Source organism: Paenibacillus sp. FSL W7-1332, from assembly GCF_037969785.1.
Taxonomy (GTDB): domain Bacteria; phylum Bacillota; class Bacilli; order Paenibacillales; family Paenibacillaceae; genus Paenibacillus_AQ.
This window is the reverse complement of the sequence record NZ_CP150209.1, coordinates 4,330,836-4,346,340: the sequence shown is the minus strand read 5'-3', so window position 1 is coordinate 4,346,340 and position 15,505 is coordinate 4,330,836. Positions and strand designations below refer to the sequence as shown.

Annotated in this window: 16 protein-coding genes and 1 pseudogene; 13 read left to right on the top strand and 4 right to left on the bottom strand. The window is 48.4% G+C overall.

Going from position 1 to position 15,505, the window contains the following annotated elements; genetic code table 11:
- Window positions 1–67 precede the first annotated feature (67 nt).
- Window positions 68–667 carry a TetR/AcrR family transcriptional regulator gene (locus MKX98_RS19380; protein ID WP_339217943.1) on the top strand — a complete coding sequence of 200 codons (600 nt, stop codon included), beginning with the start codon at window positions 68–70 and terminating at the stop codon, window positions 665–667.
- A 168-nt stretch (window positions 668–835) separates the two neighbouring features.
- Here the strand turns inward: MKX98_RS19380 and MKX98_RS19375 are convergent, their stop codons facing one another.
- A complete protein-coding gene (locus MKX98_RS19375) occupies window positions 836–1,438 on the bottom strand; it encodes a TetR/AcrR family transcriptional regulator (protein ID WP_339217941.1) in 603 nt (200 codons plus the stop codon).
- A gap of 229 nt (window positions 1,439–1,667) precedes the next feature.
- Here MKX98_RS19375 and MKX98_RS19370 point away from each other — a divergent pair, with 229 nt between their 5' ends.
- The 4 genes from MKX98_RS19370 to MKX98_RS19355 all read left to right on the top strand — a co-directional run bounded on the left by MKX98_RS19370 (window position 1,668) and on the right by MKX98_RS19355 (window position 5,960).
- On the top strand, window positions 1,668–2,426 hold the full coding sequence (locus MKX98_RS19370; protein WP_194543196.1) for an SDR family oxidoreductase: 759 nt from the start codon (window positions 1,668–1,670) through the stop codon (window positions 2,424–2,426).
- A 187-nt stretch (window positions 2,427–2,613) separates the two neighbouring features.
- A complete protein-coding gene (locus tag MKX98_RS19365; RefSeq protein ID WP_339217939.1) occupies window positions 2,614–4,617 on the top strand; it encodes a Na+/H+ antiporter in 2,004 nt (667 codons plus the stop codon).
- Window positions 4,618–4,750: 133 nt separating this feature from the next.
- Complete coding sequence (locus MKX98_RS19360) at window positions 4,751–5,200, top strand: Rrf2 family transcriptional regulator (protein ID WP_194543194.1); 450 nt, start codon at window positions 4,751–4,753, stop codon at window positions 5,198–5,200.
- A 124-nt stretch (window positions 5,201–5,324) separates the two neighbouring features.
- Complete coding sequence (locus MKX98_RS19355; protein WP_194543193.1) at window positions 5,325–5,960, top strand: nitroreductase family protein; 636 nt, start codon at window positions 5,325–5,327, stop codon at window positions 5,958–5,960.
- Window positions 5,961–6,039: 79 nt separating this feature from the next.
- Here the strand turns inward: MKX98_RS19355 and MKX98_RS19350 are convergent, their stop codons facing one another.
- On the bottom strand, window positions 6,040–6,663 hold the full coding sequence (locus MKX98_RS19350) for a TetR/AcrR family transcriptional regulator (RefSeq protein ID WP_339217935.1): 624 nt from the start codon (window positions 6,661–6,663) through the stop codon (window positions 6,040–6,042).
- A 55-nt stretch (window positions 6,664–6,718) separates the two neighbouring features.
- Here MKX98_RS19350 and MKX98_RS19345 point away from each other — a divergent pair.
- The 6 genes and pseudogenes from MKX98_RS19345 to MKX98_RS19320 all read left to right on the top strand — a co-directional run.
- A pseudogene (locus MKX98_RS19345) lies at window positions 6,719–6,913 on the top strand (MMPL family transporter); the annotation flags it as partial.
- A 144-nt stretch (window positions 6,914–7,057) separates the two neighbouring features.
- Window positions 7,058–7,540, top strand: a complete 483-nt coding sequence (locus tag MKX98_RS19340; RefSeq protein ID WP_339217933.1) for a tetratricopeptide repeat protein — start codon at window positions 7,058–7,060, stop codon at window positions 7,538–7,540.
- 213 nt (window positions 7,541–7,753) lie between these two features.
- Window positions 7,754–7,999 (top strand): hypothetical protein, encoded by a 246-nt coding sequence (locus tag MKX98_RS19335; protein WP_194543191.1) that lies wholly within the window; start codon window positions 7,754–7,756, stop codon window positions 7,997–7,999.
- Between the two features lie 239 nt (window positions 8,000–8,238).
- Complete coding sequence (locus MKX98_RS19330; RefSeq protein ID WP_339217931.1) at window positions 8,239–10,026, top strand: ABC transporter ATP-binding protein; 1,788 nt, start codon at window positions 8,239–8,241, stop codon at window positions 10,024–10,026.
- Window positions 10,023–11,885, top strand: a complete 1,863-nt coding sequence (locus tag MKX98_RS19325; protein WP_339217929.1) for an ABC transporter ATP-binding protein — start codon at window positions 10,023–10,025, stop codon at window positions 11,883–11,885. Before MKX98_RS19330 ends, MKX98_RS19325 begins: the two co-directional genes overlap by 4 nt.
- Window positions 11,886–11,958: 73 nt before the next feature.
- A complete protein-coding gene (locus tag MKX98_RS19320) occupies window positions 11,959–12,435 on the top strand; it encodes a GNAT family N-acetyltransferase (RefSeq protein WP_339217928.1) in 477 nt (158 codons plus the stop codon).
- Between the two features lie 41 nt (window positions 12,436–12,476).
- Here MKX98_RS19320 and MKX98_RS19315 read toward each other — a convergent pair whose 3' ends face one another.
- Entirely contained in the window at window positions 12,477–13,322 is an 846-nt protein-coding gene (locus MKX98_RS19315; RefSeq protein WP_194543189.1) for a chemotaxis protein, read from the bottom strand.
- A gap of 240 nt (window positions 13,323–13,562) precedes the next feature.
- Between MKX98_RS19315 and MKX98_RS19310 the strand changes: the two genes are divergently transcribed.
- On the top strand, window positions 13,563–14,390 hold the full coding sequence (locus MKX98_RS19310; RefSeq protein WP_071218528.1) for a histidine kinase: 828 nt from the start codon (window positions 13,563–13,565) through the stop codon (window positions 14,388–14,390).
- On the top strand, window positions 14,387–15,040 hold the full coding sequence (locus tag MKX98_RS19305; protein WP_194543188.1) for a response regulator transcription factor: 654 nt from the start codon (window positions 14,387–14,389) through the stop codon (window positions 15,038–15,040). The genes MKX98_RS19310 and MKX98_RS19305 overlap by 4 nt, the downstream gene beginning before the upstream one ends.
- An 83-nt stretch (window positions 15,041–15,123) precedes the next feature.
- Here MKX98_RS19305 and MKX98_RS19300 read toward each other — a convergent pair whose 3' ends face one another.
- A complete protein-coding gene (locus tag MKX98_RS19300; protein WP_113056665.1) occupies window positions 15,124–15,471 on the bottom strand; it encodes a hypothetical protein in 348 nt (115 codons plus the stop codon).
- Window positions 15,472–15,505: the final 34 nt, after the last annotated feature.

Sequence of the window (15,505 nt, the reverse complement as noted above, 5' to 3'; positions counted from 1 at the left end):
TGACTGAGTGGTACATAAACCCTATACTTTTAGATAACAAAGATCATGTTTAAAAGGGATGAGGGGAATGACCACGAACGGTAGACCGCGTGAGTTCAAGAAAGAAGCTGTCATTGATGCAGCCATGGACGTATTCTGGTCCAAGGGTTATGAAGCGAGTTCCACGCAAGAGCTGTGCGAGAAGACAGGGCTTGGTAAAGGGAGCCTGTACAATGCGTTTGGCAGCAAGAATGAGTTATTCGAGCAGGTGCTCCAGCGTTACAATGATGAAGGCCTGGAGATATCCAGAGAGATTCTGGGTCGGTCCGTCCCGGTTAAGGAAAGGCTGCACGCCTTGTTTGAATGGGCGATCGGCATGGATTTTTCGGATCCGAATCATCGCGGCTGCATGGCGGTTAATATTAGTATGGAACGAGCTGGGCGGGACCCGATGGTTGAACGGATATTCGGGCAATATATTTATGATCTCGAGGAAGACTTGGTCCGCGTGATGGAAGAGGCGATTCATTCGGGGGAGATACGAGGTGAACGCTCTGCGAAGCAGCTGGCTAGTTTATTCTTAAGCAGCTATTACGGACTGCGGGTGATGAACTCCGCTACGATGAATCGGGAGTTAGCCGATCGAATCGTCGAAAGTACACTCGACGCTATTTTCTCTAGAGTATAGATATAACTGATCGGTATTAATGAAAAGGCCGCATCCATGGGTAGTTCAGAACTACCTTTGGAGGCGGTCTTTGGCTTATCTCAACAACCAAAACCATTATCCGTTCGATTTGCTATTTGATCGGGTTGATGGTTTTTTGTGCTTTTTTCTATGTTATCAGCTCTGATTTCATGTAGGATCCGTGCGCTTGACTTGTGTTCTAACGCTTCTCGGCCTCCAGTTGATCATGAGAACCAGCTGATCCCTCATATAAGGGACGGAATAGTGGAAATTGTTCTCGATCCAGTGGAATACCAGGCCGATTAAGGCGTGCATGTTGTAGATAATGAGAAGTTCATGGTTGAGCTCTTCACCGGGATAGTCCAGATCCTCCATGGCGATTTGCTTTAATGCCGAGAACATTTTATCCCGGACCAGCGGCAGAACATCGCTTTTGAATAAGGCTGTATATACGTCTGCATTTTGATGAATATGATCAAATATTTTTACCGCATTAGCAGGCAGCTCATCGATATGAAATACGTCGACTTCCCCGTAGGGAGCCCTGAAGGAAGCAATCAGTTCCTCCATCAAAGGGGTTAGGATATCATCCAGAAGAGACTCTTTATTGTCGTAGTGGGTATAGAAGGTTCCTCGATTGTAATTCGCTAACTCTACGATTTCCGTAATGGAAATGCTGGAGAAGCTCTTCTGCGAGAGGAGTGATAGAAGTGCTTGCTTTAAAGCCTCTTGGCTGCGGACGATGCGACGGTCGGTCCTTTTATTGCTCATTTGCATAGATTCGAGTCCTTTCGGTTACAAATATAACGAATTTAATTATTAAAATATAAACAAATTTATGTTTTTTGTTCGGTATCGTACATTTCCACGTTTTTTAATGATTGTGACCTAAATCATACTACAATTATACTAGAATAGACATATGTCATGTATTGTACAGTTGTTGAATGTTGTCACTGAATTTCGAAATGATATCAAACCAATAATGGGGGTATGGAACATGAGATTAGCTGGTAAAGTTGCGATAGTTACGGGTGCTGCTTCCGGTATGGGAAAAGCGACAGCGGAACTGTTTGCTGCCGAAGGCGCAAAGGTTGTCGTGTCTGACCTGCGTCTTGAGGCAGCGCAAGCCGTTGTTGACGGAATTACGGCAAAAGGCGGCACGGCCCTGGCATTGGTAGCGAATGTGGCCAAGGAAGAAGATGTTCAGCAGCTGGTAGATGCTACTGTTAATGAATATGGAACGCTTGATATTCTGATCAACAACGCTGGCATTATGGACAACTTCGTACCGGCTGCCGATCTAACGGATGAGTTATGGGATCGCGTATTTTCCATCAACACGACGGGACCGATGAGGACCATTCGTAAATCATTGCCAATCTTCCTGGAGAAGAAAAGCGGAGTCATTGTCAACATTGCATCTGCTGGAGGTCTAATGGGGTCCAGAGCGGGTGCAGCATATACGGCCGCTAAGCATGCCGTTGTCGGATTAACGAAGAATGTCGGTTTCCAATATGCAACGCAGGGAATCCGCTGTAATGCGGTTGCTCCAGGAGGTGTCATCACGAATATCAGCACCACCCTCAACGCGCCGAATTCGTTCGGCATGGAAAGAGCGATGGCTGGTATCAACCTGAACCCGCGGGCAGGCGAACCGGAAGAGATCGCGAAAGTCGTACTGTTCCTGGCTTCAGATGAAGCTAGCTTCGTCAATGGTACTGTTGTAACAGCCGATGCAGGCTGGACTGCTTATTAATAAGCAAGAGCAAGCGCAAGGGCTTTCTAAAGGATACCTCCTTTAGGAAGCCTTGTTTTTTTGCGGTGGTATAAAGGTTGAAACTTCTCCAACTCATAAATAAACCTTTAATATTCTACACAACCTATACCAGTCTATTGATGGATATCCTAATGTTACGATAATTCTTCGAGGAGGGAGCAGGGTTGTGGAAATATTTCTTATGGTACTTATGTTTCTGGTCCTTGTCGGTATTTCAAACATTATTAATCGATTTCTGCCGTTCATACCTGTCCCGTTGATTCAGATTGCGCTTGGGATCGGGGCCGCCTATATTCGCGGGTTCCATCACGTTCCGCTGAACCCGGAATTGTTCATGGTTCTGTTTATCGCACCGCTCTTGTTCAATGACGGGAAGCTTACCCCGCGCGAAGAGTTATGGAAGCTCAGGTCCAGTATCCTGCTGCTGGCGCTAGGTCTTGTATTTGCAACGGTACTGATCGCGGGCCCTTTCATTCATTGGCTTATTCCGACCATACCGTTATCGGCTGCATTTGCGCTGGCGGCGATACTCTCGCCTACCGATGCGGTTGCGGTGGGCTCCCTGTCAGGCAGGGTGAAGCTGCCGGGAAAAATCATGCATTTGCTTGAAGGCGAAGCGCTGATGAATGATGCATCCGGTCTCGTTGCATTTAATTTTGCGATTGCAGCTACCGTAACGGGTTATTTTTCGTTAACGAATGCCATCGGCAGTTTTTTTGTCATTGCGGTTGGAGGCATCGTGATCGGCGCACTTCTAGGATTTCTTGTGATCTGGTTCCGAATGCTGCTTCGCCGTCTCGGTATGGAGGACGTCACGCTTCATATGCTGATCATCATTCTGACGCCATTCATCATCTACCTTATCGCCGAGGAATTTCATCTATCCGGGATTCTGGCTGTCGTTGCGGCGGGTGTCACCCATGCGGTTGAGAGGGATCGCATGCGATCGGCGTCCATAAAGCTCAGAGTGGTATCGGACAGCACCTGGTCGGTCATTCTCTTCACGCTAAATGGGCTGGTGTTCATTCTGCTCGGGCATGAAATCCCAGGAGTCGTTAATCAAATATGGAGTGACCCTGCCTATAACAATGGACAAGTTCTCGGCTATATTTTTCTTATAACGGCTGTATTGATATTGCTGCGTTTCGCATGGGTCTGGGCATCTACGAACCGTCAGTATAAATCTTCCCTGTTGACTGCACTATCGGGCGTACGGGGAGCATTGACGCTGGCTGCGGCTTTCTCTATCCCGCTCACCCTCTCGGACAATCGTCCTTTCCCAGAACGAAGCTTAATGTTATTCATCTGTGCGGGCGTGATTTTGTTAACGCTGGTGATCGCGAGTGTTCTGCTTCCGCTTTTGACACGGGAGAAACATGTGGATTCGTCCGCGGTGATCAATCGCGAGAAAGAAGCACGGTTTCATATGCTGCAAGCGGGTATACGTACCGTGCGTGAAGAAATGACGGATGAAAATAAGGAAGAGGCAGTTCAGCTTATCTATGCGTATACGAAGCGGCTTCAGCAATCACAAATAACGGATAAGAGCGACATGCGGGAGTTCTGGAAAGCCACCATCGCAGTAAGAAAAATCGGACTCGCAGCGGAACGGAACGTTGCGGAAACGTGGCTTAAGGAACATAAAGCATCCGCAAGGGTCGCGGAGCTGTTCCTATCCTCGCTGAACAAAGTCGAGATGCTGCTTACCAGCCGATATAAGTTCAAGCTGCTTATGAGGAATTTATGGCGGAACTTGAAGAACTTGCTGAAAAAAAACGAGTCCCATGAAACGCGCATGTCTCCGGACCATCCGGATTGGGATATGTATAAGGCACTAAAGCTGGAGGCGATTCGTGCTGCAATACATGAGATCCAAACGGTGAAACCGGCACAGAGGCAGGAAATCCTGCAAGCCGTTATTGCAGACTATCGTGCAATGGAGCATTTTCTTCAGAATGATCGTGTGTGGAGTCGAAGAAAGCAGAAGCTTAGCAGTGAACGCCGGGAACTGGAACTTAAAGCCATTCAATCCGAGCGTAACGAGATTCAAAGCATGTTCGAACAGGGCGATATTGACAGGTCATTGGCGAGCCATCTGAGAATGGATGTGAATTACCGAGAGGCGAATTTGTATGAGTCTCAAGCACTGGTTGAAGATGAGGGCCATTAGACGATGGTCCTTTGTTGCGCTTGATGGAGTGTCAGGTTTACGTTACAATAATGAAAAGCTTGTTGGGAACGACAGCTAAAGCTGCAGAATGCCTATTTAAGGAAAATCTAAACTTGAAAAAGGGGGTAGGAACATGAGCATCCATAAAGAAGCGGCCTCCAAAAAATCGACAATGGCCTGCCCGTCCACTTATAAAACCTTCAGTCTGGCTGTACAAGCGCTGGTTACGCTTGAACGTCACTCCGGTAAATGCTCGAGCGGCGATATCGCCTCGTATTTGCACTCGGAATCAACTTTGATTCGACGCGTGCTGAAAACACTTGCGCAAGCCGATATGATTGAGTCGCGTGAAGGAAGAGACGGCGGATACCGGCTGAAGAAGAATGCCTGCGACATTACACTGGCTGAAGTTTACTCGATTCTTCAAGTCCACAGCTCCATCAGCGACAGTATGCTGGATGCGGCTTCCGGACATTGTTTTGCCGAGGAAATCAAGGAATCCTTTGTCGGCATTTTATCCGAGATTGAGGACAGTACCCTGAAAATACTGGAATCCCGGACGATTGCGGACATCGCTCAGTGAACTTTTCAGAAAGTGATTGACAAAGAAATCCAGCCTGCTATATACTGTGCATTAAACAACACAGTTAACTTGCGATTTAAACTGTGCAGAAAAATGCACAATATAATTTTGGAGGGGAAAAACCATGTCTACCATAACAAAACCCGATTTTCAAACCGTGATTCAGGAACGCCACTCGGTCCGTCAGTACGACCCGTCGGTAAAGATTCCAAGAGAAGAGATGGAAGCGATTCTGAAGGATGCTACACTGGCACCTTCCTCAAGCAATCTGCAGCCATGGCGCTTTCTTGTGATTGATGATGCTGAGCTTTTGAAGAAGCTGCATCCGATTGCAAACAATCAGGAGCATGTACTTCAAGCCTCGGCCGTCATAGCTGTGCTGGGTGATATGAAATGGTATGAGAAGGGCGAGAAGATTTATTCGATGTCTGAAGAAGCGGGATATATGACCGAAGAGGTGAAGCAATACTTTATCCATACGGCCGAAAATCTTTATGCGAATATGGATCAATCCGTGAAAGAAAGCATCGTGGACGTGGATGCTGGACTGATCTCCATGCAACTGATGCTGAGTGCACGCGCAAGGGGTTATGATACCGTGCCGATGGGCGGATATAACAAAGTGCAATTCGTGGAAGAGTTCAATATTCCTGCCCATTACCGCAGCGTGATGTTGATTGCTATCGGGAAAGCAGCCGCTCCAGGTCGGCCAACGATAAGATTGCCGCTTGAAGACGTTGCTTTCTGGAATAAAATCTAAAACACTGATCGATGCCCCTGATTCGAAGAACTAATTCTCGCCGATTCATGATTGAAGGATGCAGTTATAGAGCCCAGTGTTACTTTGGAAGGTTCACTGCTCCATGCAAGAATAGATCCACGATCTCAACAGCCATATCACGAGCGCTGGCATAACCGCTCCGGGTATCTTCACGATTGCCCAGCATCAGCATCGCCGAGAAAGCCTGCGCCATAAGCAGAGGATTGCCTTCCCGAAGCTCGCCGGAACGCATCGCTTGATCAAACCGATCGGCAATGACTCCATGAATTCGCTGTTCCGCCTCACGGATCGCGGACATCTGCTCCTGGGATAAAAAAGGCTCCGCTTCCCGCATCATCGTCTCCATCTCGGCATGCGGACGGGCGATCTTCGCTTCAGCCACCCGGATTAATCCGGACTCCAGCGTATCGGCCTCTTGCAGAAAGCGATGAGTGGAAGCATACGCTTTATCGAGAATCGTGGTCACCGCTATTTTAAACAGCTCGGGTTTGTTTGTGAAATGATAGTAGATGGAAGCCTTGGTCACTTGGCAAGCCTTAGCGATCTGCTGTAAGGATACGGACTCATAGCCATTCTCCATGAATAACTTGGAGGCGGTCCAGAGGATGGTTTCCTGGATAGGAGCCTGATCGGCAGCTGCTTTGGGACGCCCGGGATTTCGGGGGTTGCGTATTTTTGTCATGATGACCTCCTGCCTATAGTGTAAGACATGCCGGTCGCTTTTTCAAAATAAATATACGCTTCCGATTCAAGTATTGGTACAGTTTGGGATCATCACGGTCATCGGTGTTATGCTGGATACGTTCATCGTAAGACATTTCCTGGTACCCGCGATCACAGCACTCTTGGGCAAGTGGGCTTTCTGGCCAGGCAATCCCGAGTTGGTTACCGAAGAGGACAATCAACGCTTAAGTATTGAGAATAAAGCGTAAATCAATCAGTAATTCTTGTGACAACCACCTCATCTTAAGGTTAAGTAAGAGATGAAGGTGGTTGTTGACGATTTTGACGAGCATGAATGGGAGCTGGTAAGATAAGGGAGAGGGCGGCGTTATCAATCAAAAGGGATGTGACTTATGGCAACGATGCAAGAGGCTATTGAACTCCGCACTGCAGGTCTACCGGAGGAAGCCAAAGAAATTCTCCTCGGGCTGTTAGCCCAATCCCCAGACGATCCCGAAATCCTGTATCAGCTGGCCTGGGTGCATGATCTGATGGGGCTTGAGGGTGAGGCGGTTCCTTATTATGAGAAGGCGATCTCTTCTGGCCTGAAAAATCCTGAGCGATGCGGTGCATTGCTTGGACTTGGAAGCACCTATCGTACGTTGGGAATGTACGACAAATCCAAGGGGATTTTGGAGCAGGGCTTGCAGGAATATCCCGAGGCGAGGGAGTTTAACGTATTTTATGCGATGACCTTGTACAATTTGGGACAATACGATAAGGCGATGGCACTTCTGCTTAAAGAAATAGGCGAAACCAGTAATGACGAGGGAATCAAAAGCTACCAGAAGGCGATTGCTTTCTATTCGGATAAGCTCGATCAGATTTGGAAGTAATCTACAAGGATTACTACATAATTAATGTTATGTAAACTGAGAAATAGCGTCTGATAATCATAAAATGTGGCTTGTTTTATAGCAGTGATGGAATTCATGCAAATAATCGTTTCTTCACTTTGCTTAACTGGATTTTAGGCTGCCTTCATCTCTCGTTAAGGTTTGGACCTTATACTAGGTATGTCACTACAAGTGATGGAAGGAGCAACGCAAATGAATAAGAAAAACAAAATGAGTATGTGGTCGTTAGGACTTGGGAGTGCTTTTCTGATGATGATGCTAGCTAATCATGACAATGTGCATGATGGACAAGCCCGATCGGGTATCGCTTCAAGTGCGGCCAGATCCAATGTGGCCATCCAATCCGTTGATAAGAGCCCGGCTGTCAGTATGCCAGAGAACCAGGAAATAACCCCCGAAATGATTAATCAATTCTTGAAATTAGTGGCAGAAACATAAGATGTGATTGATTCTCTATACGTAACGGTTTTGAAGACCAGTCTCCATGCTGAGGGGGCTGGTCTTTTTGGCGTATGCTCAAAAGGGTCACTTTGATATTACCGATATTGCGGCAGATGTGTCTTTAATCAATCGGCTGTAAATTTTTTCGAAAACAAGAACCCATGTTCTTGTCATATCTACCCAGGAAGCTTATTATTATCAAGAGGGTTAACCTGAAGCGGGGGGATTATAGACGAATGCAAAGCGATCGCATGTTAAACAGCAAGCGAAGGACCACGGGGATTGGCATGTATAGGGAAATGTTATTCCGATACGTATTCCCGCATAAGAAATTGCTGGTAGCTTTGAGCGTGCTACTGTTATTTTCAATCGGGCTGCAACTGATTAATCCGCAGATCATCCGGTATTTTATCGATACGGCTCAAGGAGAGGGAAGTCTGACATCCCTTTATTATGCGGCAGGTTTTTTTATCGTATTTTCATTGCTCCAACAAGGCGTTTCCATTGCGGCTGCTTACTATAGCGAGAATCTGGGCTGGACGACAACCAACAAGCTTCGAGCAGAATTGGCGGAGCACTGCCTGTCGCTGGATATGAGCTTTCACAAAACCCAAACGTCGGGCTCTTTAATCGAACGAGTCGATGGCGATGTGAATGCGCTTGCCAATTTCTTCTCCAGCTTTATTATCCATCTGTTCGGCAATCTGCTCCTTATGATCGGAATTCTGGCTCTCCTGTATCGGGAGAACTTCTGGATTGGATTTGTCATGACCGTGTTTGTTGTCGGCAGCATTTACGTCATTCAACATATCCGTCGATTTGCCATACCGGTATGGAAGCGCTGGCGCGAGCTGAATGCGGATTTCTACGGATTCATTGGCGAACACCTCGAAGGCACTGAAGATACGCGTGCTAACGGGGCGGCAGGATATGTCATGAATCGATTCTACGAGATGGCCAGACGCATGCTGCCGGTTCGAGTACGTGCATTCATCGGATTTTTCCTCATGTGGAGCACAACGATATTGGTGTTTGCGCTTGGCAATGCGGCCGCATTTATCGTCTGCGCCATACTGTGGAAGAACGGACAGGGCGGTTTGACGATCGGCTCCATATATTTAGTGTTTTATTATACCGAGCTGCTAGCCAAACCGATCGAGAAGATCCGCACCCAATTGGAGGACCTGCAAAAGGCGGATGCCAGCTTGATGCGAGTCCGGGAATTGCTTGCAACCGAGCCCCAGATCAAAGACGGTCCCGGAGCTCCGCTTCCGGCAGGCCCGTTGTCGGTGGAATTCCGCAACCTAAACTTCTCCTATGAAGAGGGCGGGCAGGCTACGCTCGAAAATCTGCAGCTGCGGCTCGAGCCGGGCCAGACTCTGGGGCTGCTCGGGCGTACAGGCAGCGGAAAAACGACGATCGCCCGCCTGCTGCTGCGTTTCTATGATCCGCAGGAGGGAAGCATCGAGCTGGCAGGAACGGATATCCGGGACTGCAAGCTTCATGAACTGAGGCGCAAGGTCGCGATGGTTACGCAGAATATTGAGATTTTGGAAGGGACAGTTCGTGATAATCTGACCTTGTTTGATGAAGGCATCGAGGATCGCCGAATTATATCCGTGCTAGAGGAGCTTGGGCTTGGAGACTGGTATGCTTCGCTTCCCGAAGGACTCGGTACGAGCCTTGCCTCAGGCGGCGGAAGCCTGTCGGCCGGTGAGGCCCAGCTGTTGGCGTTTGCCCGCGTCTTCTTGACGGATCCGGGTCTCGTCATCCTTGATGAAGCATCGTCCCGCCTCGATCCGTTAACGGAGTACCGGATTGAAGCAGCCATTACGCGCCTGCTTCAGGAGAAGACCTGTATTATCATTGCCCACCGCTTGGCTACGGTTCAGCGTGCCGACCGAATTCTCATACTGGAGAATGGTAGAATGCTCGAAAGCGGACGCCGGGAAGAGCTTGCCTCAAACCCGCAATCACGGTTTAGCCGCATGCTTGCCGTTGGAATGGAGGAGGTGCTGGCATGAAAACAAGGCATTTTTTCTGGCGGTTGATTATGTACCGCCCGGGGTTGTACCTAATCAACCTGTTCGCGTGGTCCCTTATCCATATGGCACCGCTTGTTCCCGGACTGTTAACTAAGGCTTTCTTCGACCATTTGGAAGGTACATATACTTTTCCCTACGGCGTTTGGGCAATTGCCGTGCTGCTCATTGGCGCTGCATTAGCCCGAATTGCGCTGATCTTCGGCGGTTTCATGACAGACGTGCATTTTCGCTTCCGAATCAGCACCTTGCTTCGCCGAAATATGCTGTCCCATGTCATGAAAGAGCCTGGAGCACGGGCAATACCCTGCTCTCCGGGAGAAGCCATCAGCAATTTCCGGGATGACGTCGATCAGGCCGAAGAAGCGACAAGCTGGTCCGTGGACACTCTAGGACTGGTCGGATTCGTAATCGTTGCCAGCTGGATTCTCATATCCATTGATCTGCAGCTGACGATTCTCGTATTCGTTCCTTTGATATTGGTGGTTACTGCTGCCCAGATTGCGACCGCACGGATTCAGAAATACAGGGCCGCAAGTCGGGAATCGACGGCAAAGGTAACCGGTGCGATTAGCGAAATGTTTGCCAATGTGCAAGCCATTCAAGTCGCAGGGGCTGAGAAACGCGTAGTGGAACGGTTTGTAAGCCTTAGTGAGAAGCGGCGCCAGTCCGTGGTGAAGGATAAACTGTTAACGGAAACCTTGTCTTCCGTGTTCACCAACTCCGTGAATCTCGGTACAGGATTGATCCTTGTGCTTGCGAGTCTTAAGATGCGAAGTGGCGATTTTACGGTTGGGGACTTGTCGCTCTTTGTATATTATTTAACTTTTGTCACACAGCTTATATCGAACGTAGGCAACTTCATGACTTACTACAAGCAGATGGGCGTCAGCTTTCAGCGCATCAAATCCATGCTTCAAGGGGCACCTGCTTCGCTGCTTACGGCTGCCAATTATATCGGTATCGGTAAGTTTAAGAACAAACGGAATCAACAGAAGGAAGCTCATCCTGATCGCAGGGCACAGATGAATTCGTTGACCCAAGGAAGATTCAATCCTTCCGCTATTTCCGCTGCCGAAGACGGCATGGAAACGGCTATTATCAAGGCACCGCCCCTCTCGTTGCTTGAAGCGCAAGGACTGTCGTATCGATATCCCGAAACCGGGCGCGGCATTTCGAATATTAATCTGACCCTAAAGAGGGGTACTTTTACTGTCGTTACGGGGATGATTGGCAGCGGCAAAACGACGTTAGTTCGCACATTGCTGGGCTTACTTCCTGCCGAAAAGGGCGAAATCCGGTGGAACGGTGAAAGGGTGACGGAGCCAGCTGATTTCTTCATCCCGCCTCAAAGTGCATATACGGCACAGATCCCCAGGCTGTACAGCGATAAACTGCGAAACAATATCCTGCTAGGCATAACCGAAGAGCCGGGGAGCTTGGAACGCGCACTTCATGCTGCTGTAATGGAAGAAGATATCAAGCATCTGCAGCATGGCCTGGAGACGATGGTAGGACCACGCGGAGTCAAGCTGTCCGGTGGTCAAGCTCAGCGGACTGCAGCTGCACGGATGCTCGTACGGGACGCGGAGCTGTATGTGTTTGACGATTTATCAAGTGCATTGGATGTTGAGACGGAGCGCAAGTTATGGGAGAGATTGTTCAGCGAGCGAGGAGGAGCGACTTGTCTCGTGGTATCCCATCGAAAAGCCGCGCTTAACCATGCTGACCATATTATCGTGTTGAACGGAGGAGAGATTGAAGCCGAAGGCACGGCGGAACAGCTGCTGGCTTCAAGCGATAGCTTCCGACAGCTGTGGTATGGCGAAGAAACAGGATAATCAAGTTGATTAGGATTGCAGTGGATAGAGTAAGTTATGTATCCATTTCACCATATACAGAGGAGATGTACCCATGCAAAAAGCAGAACATATTCAGCTGGATTTCCGTTCGGCTGAACACCTGCCCATCTTGAAAGAATTCGAGCTTCCGGATGAGCAAGTCCAATTTACCGCTCATCCGAAAGAAGCACTTAACGCAGTTGAGGGTCAGCATCCTATCGTTATTTTAGCGGATGGTCATCCGGTTGGCTTCTTTATCCTGCACGCGACGGAACGCGTCAAAGAGTACACAAGCAATCCTCATGCGATGCTGCTAACCACCTTATCCATTGACCATCGGCAGCAGCGTAAGGGATATGCCAGGAGAGGGATGCTTGCGCTGTCATCCTTCATTCGGAGTCAGTTTCCTACCTGCAATGAGGTGGTATTGGCCGTAAACCATAAGAATGTTCCGGCCCAACAGCTTTATGAACGGGTTGGTTTCCAAGATACGGGCAGGAGAAGAATGGGGCCGATCGGAGAACAATGGGTGATGAATATAACCCTATGATGAACAATGCCGCAAAGACGTCTGGTCTTTGCGGCATAACTTTATTTAACTTGGTTGACACTCCGCCAGGTAGCTTCCAAACTTGAAGCAATATACTCCAGGATCGGTTTGCTGTAGAAATAACCGCTGTGTGACAGGGGATTCCAGCTGGTTAGCCAGTTTCCCACATTAACGGATATATCGTTACGAACCGTGCGGTCATATTCTTCATTTATGCCTTTGAGAGGGTAAGCAAGGATGTCGTCTTTATCGTAGAAATTAACCCATTCTCCCAGCAGCCGATCATGATAGTGCTTCAGCTTTATGGAAGGGACTTCGATCGGCCTATCAAAATCGCGGTACCGCATGCTCCACAGCGGCAAGGTGGTTCCCAGCGTATAGAATAAGGTCAGGAGCTCTCCCCGCTCCAACGGAGCTTCCGGGTCAACGACAAGACGATGCCCGCGGGAGGAGAATTGCAGATCATAGAAGAAATTGCTGGCGATTACGGATCCCAGGCTATGAGAAATCACGCATAATGGAGCCTGGGGGCCCGCTGCGAGGGCAAGTCGGTGCAGCGCTTCACTGATGGTCCGATGAATGGCCTCATAATTCTGATCCTCGGCTTCCACGGGTTGGTAAGCTACGGCATCCGCCAGATTGTGGATCACGTACTGCCGAAGGTGCTGATAACGTAAACGGTAAGGTTTAATGCTGCTGCTGATTAATTCGGACTCGCGTCCTGCGAATACATCGGCCCAATGCACGGCCTCCATGGCCAGTTGCTCATGCGGAATGCCAGATGTTTGAGAGAAGGTTCCTCTCAATTTTTTCATAAATTTATCCGCATAGTCTTTCTTTTGTGTTCCCAATCCGTGTACAATGATCACTGCAATTTTTTGCTTCATCTAACTGCAGCTCCCTTCATCGGAAATGGAATGAATGGATATCTTTTACTCTTTATACGCGATTTGTACTCGAATTGTAAATAGGTTATTTCAGTACGGGTGAAACTGGTAAGGTCAGTAGCTCTTTAGAGTCATTCCGTTTATGGTCAATCTTGATTACAATGAAGGGATAGCCAGTTGCTAAATGATAGATAAAGCGACGGGTGCATTTATGTTTTGAAATGAAATAGGAGGCAGGGTATGTCCTATAAACAAATGAAATGGTTGATTCTGATCATTCCCACTTTGACGATTGGCATATGGGAGTATGTTCGGCATGAGTTTCTGCTGCCTTATATATCGATGGATCTTGGCAATCTGCTGGCGCCTGTAATCGTGTTCTTGGTTTCCATTCTGTTTCTTACCCAGTTGTTCTCATTGATTGAACGGAACCAGGAGGAACTGAACCAATCCAGAGCACTGCAAGCGGCCATGCATGAAAGGGAGAAGATTGGCCGAGAGCTCCATGACGGAATCGCCCAATCTTTGTTCTTGCTGAACGCACAGATTGACCGAATTGAGAAATCGGGGCTAACCGGAGAAATTCCATATCAGGATATTAAGGAAAGTGTCCACCGAACCAATGCCTATGTACGAGAAGCTATCGCTAATCTCCGATATCCGGCAGATCCGCAAGCTATTCCGTGGATGCATAGCATGGACAGCTTGATTAAGGAAATTAAGGAGGAGACGAATCTGCATTTCGACGTGCAGTGGGAAATTCCGGATGAGATGCTATCTGCCAAAGAAAAGGTGGAGCTGCTGGCTTCGATCAGGGAAGCCTTATTGAATATCCATAAGCATGCCGAAGCGAAGCACGTCATAATAACGGCGACAGCGGCGGACTCAAGCTGGCATTGCTCCGTCAGCGATGATGGCAAAGGGTTTGAGTTGGACAAGCCGCTCGGCAGCAACCGGTATGGAATCAAAATCATGAAGGATCGGGCTGAGGCCATGGGCTGGAAGTTCATGGTGGAAAGACGCAACAACAAGACGATCATCAGCATTCGGAAGGAGAATACCGCATGAACGAGCAGCCGTTTCGCGTGTTAATCATCGATGACAGCGATCTTGCCAGAGAAGGAATTCGCACCATTCTAAGCGGTGACCCGACCTTTGAAGTCGTGGCCGAAGGACAAAGCGGCGAGGAAGCGCTGGAACTGACCGAAATATGGATGCCTGATATTATTCTCATGGATATTCAGATGCCTGGGATGGACGGATTGGAAGCGACCAAGCGAGTGAAGGACAAATTTCCTTACGTTAAGATTGTCATGGTCACGGTGTCCGACGACATTGCTCACTTGTTTGACGCCCTGAAACGTGGAGCGCAAGGCTATCTGCTAAAGAATCTGAATCCCGAATCATGGCACGAGTACCTCAAGGCAATTGCCGTAGACGAAGCGCCGATGAGCAGGGAGCTTGCTTTCCGTATATTGAAGGAATTTTCGCAGCATGACAAGCCGGATCCAAGCAATAGTCCATTAACGGCACGGGAAAAAGAAATATTGGGGCTCGTCGCCGAGGGGTTGTCCAACCGCGATATTTCGGTTGACTTGTGCATATCAGAGAATACGGTCAAGAACCATCTGAAGAACATTTTGCAAAAGCTGCATTTGGATAATCGGGTCCAGCTGACTCGTTACGCCTACGAACAAGGTTGGATGGGGAAGAGATAACTTAACAACGGGGATCTGACGTCCGAAAGGATGTTGGCAGAGATGGGGATCAGGCGAAAAAAGCATCCGTGCACTAGATACGCTCATTTCTGTTTAACAAGGAATATGCCCAGCGCAATGATACCGATGCCGGCCCAATTTTTCCATGTAGGGACTTCCTTCAGGAACAAGTATGCCACCCCTAACGAAATCAGGATTTCCAGGCATTTGGAGAAAATCAACGTATAGCCTAACTGATCGGTGGCTTTATATCCATAACGGATTCCGTATCCGATGCACATGTTGGCGATGAGGAACAGAGGAAGCATGAATAACTGAAACTGCAGCGTAGGCCAGAACAGGTGCTGGATATGCTTGGTTTGGTACGAGAAAACAAGGTTGATCATCGACAGTCCGCCGAAGAGTAGACCGACACTGTAGATATAAAACATAAAGGGCCTCCTGAAATTGATGTCTTTGTAGTAC

What these genes read in the sequence shown, in the direction of transcription:
- MKX98_RS19380 (WP_339217943.1), top strand. Translation starts at nt 68, where the DNA reads ATGACCACGAACGGTAGACCGCGTGAGTTCAAGAAAGAAGCTGTCATT.
- MKX98_RS19375 (WP_339217941.1), bottom strand. Translation starts at nt 1,438, where the DNA reads ATGAGCAATAAAAGGACCGACCGTCGCATCGTCCGCAGCCAAGAGGCT.
- MKX98_RS19370 (WP_194543196.1), top strand. Translation starts at nt 1,668, where the DNA reads ATGAGATTAGCTGGTAAAGTTGCGATAGTTACGGGTGCTGCTTCCGGT.
- MKX98_RS19360 (WP_194543194.1), top strand. Translation starts at nt 4,751, where the DNA reads ATGAGCATCCATAAAGAAGCGGCCTCCAAAAAATCGACAATGGCCTGC.
- MKX98_RS19355 (WP_194543193.1), top strand. Translation starts at nt 5,325, where the DNA reads ATGTCTACCATAACAAAACCCGATTTTCAAACCGTGATTCAGGAACGC.
- MKX98_RS19350 (WP_339217935.1), bottom strand. Translation starts at nt 6,663, where the DNA reads ATGACAAAAATACGCAACCCCCGAAATCCCGGGCGTCCCAAAGCAGCT.
- MKX98_RS19340 (WP_339217933.1), top strand. Translation starts at nt 7,058, where the DNA reads ATGGCAACGATGCAAGAGGCTATTGAACTCCGCACTGCAGGTCTACCG.
- MKX98_RS19335 (WP_194543191.1), top strand. Translation starts at nt 7,754, where the DNA reads ATGAATAAGAAAAACAAAATGAGTATGTGGTCGTTAGGACTTGGGAGT.
- MKX98_RS19330 (WP_339217931.1), top strand. Translation starts at nt 8,239, where the DNA reads ATGCAAAGCGATCGCATGTTAAACAGCAAGCGAAGGACCACGGGGATT.
- MKX98_RS19325 (WP_339217929.1), top strand. Translation starts at nt 10,023, where the DNA reads ATGAAAACAAGGCATTTTTTCTGGCGGTTGATTATGTACCGCCCGGGG.
- MKX98_RS19320 (WP_339217928.1), top strand. Translation starts at nt 11,959, where the DNA reads ATGCAAAAAGCAGAACATATTCAGCTGGATTTCCGTTCGGCTGAACAC.
- MKX98_RS19315 (WP_194543189.1), bottom strand. Translation starts at nt 13,322, where the DNA reads ATGAAGCAAAAAATTGCAGTGATCATTGTACACGGATTGGGAACACAA.
- MKX98_RS19310 (WP_071218528.1), top strand. Translation starts at nt 13,563, where the DNA reads ATGTCCTATAAACAAATGAAATGGTTGATTCTGATCATTCCCACTTTG.
- MKX98_RS19305 (WP_194543188.1), top strand. Translation starts at nt 14,387, where the DNA reads ATGAACGAGCAGCCGTTTCGCGTGTTAATCATCGATGACAGCGATCTT.
- MKX98_RS19300 (WP_113056665.1), bottom strand. Translation starts at nt 15,471, where the DNA reads ATGTTTTATATCTACAGTGTCGGTCTACTCTTCGGCGGACTGTCGATG.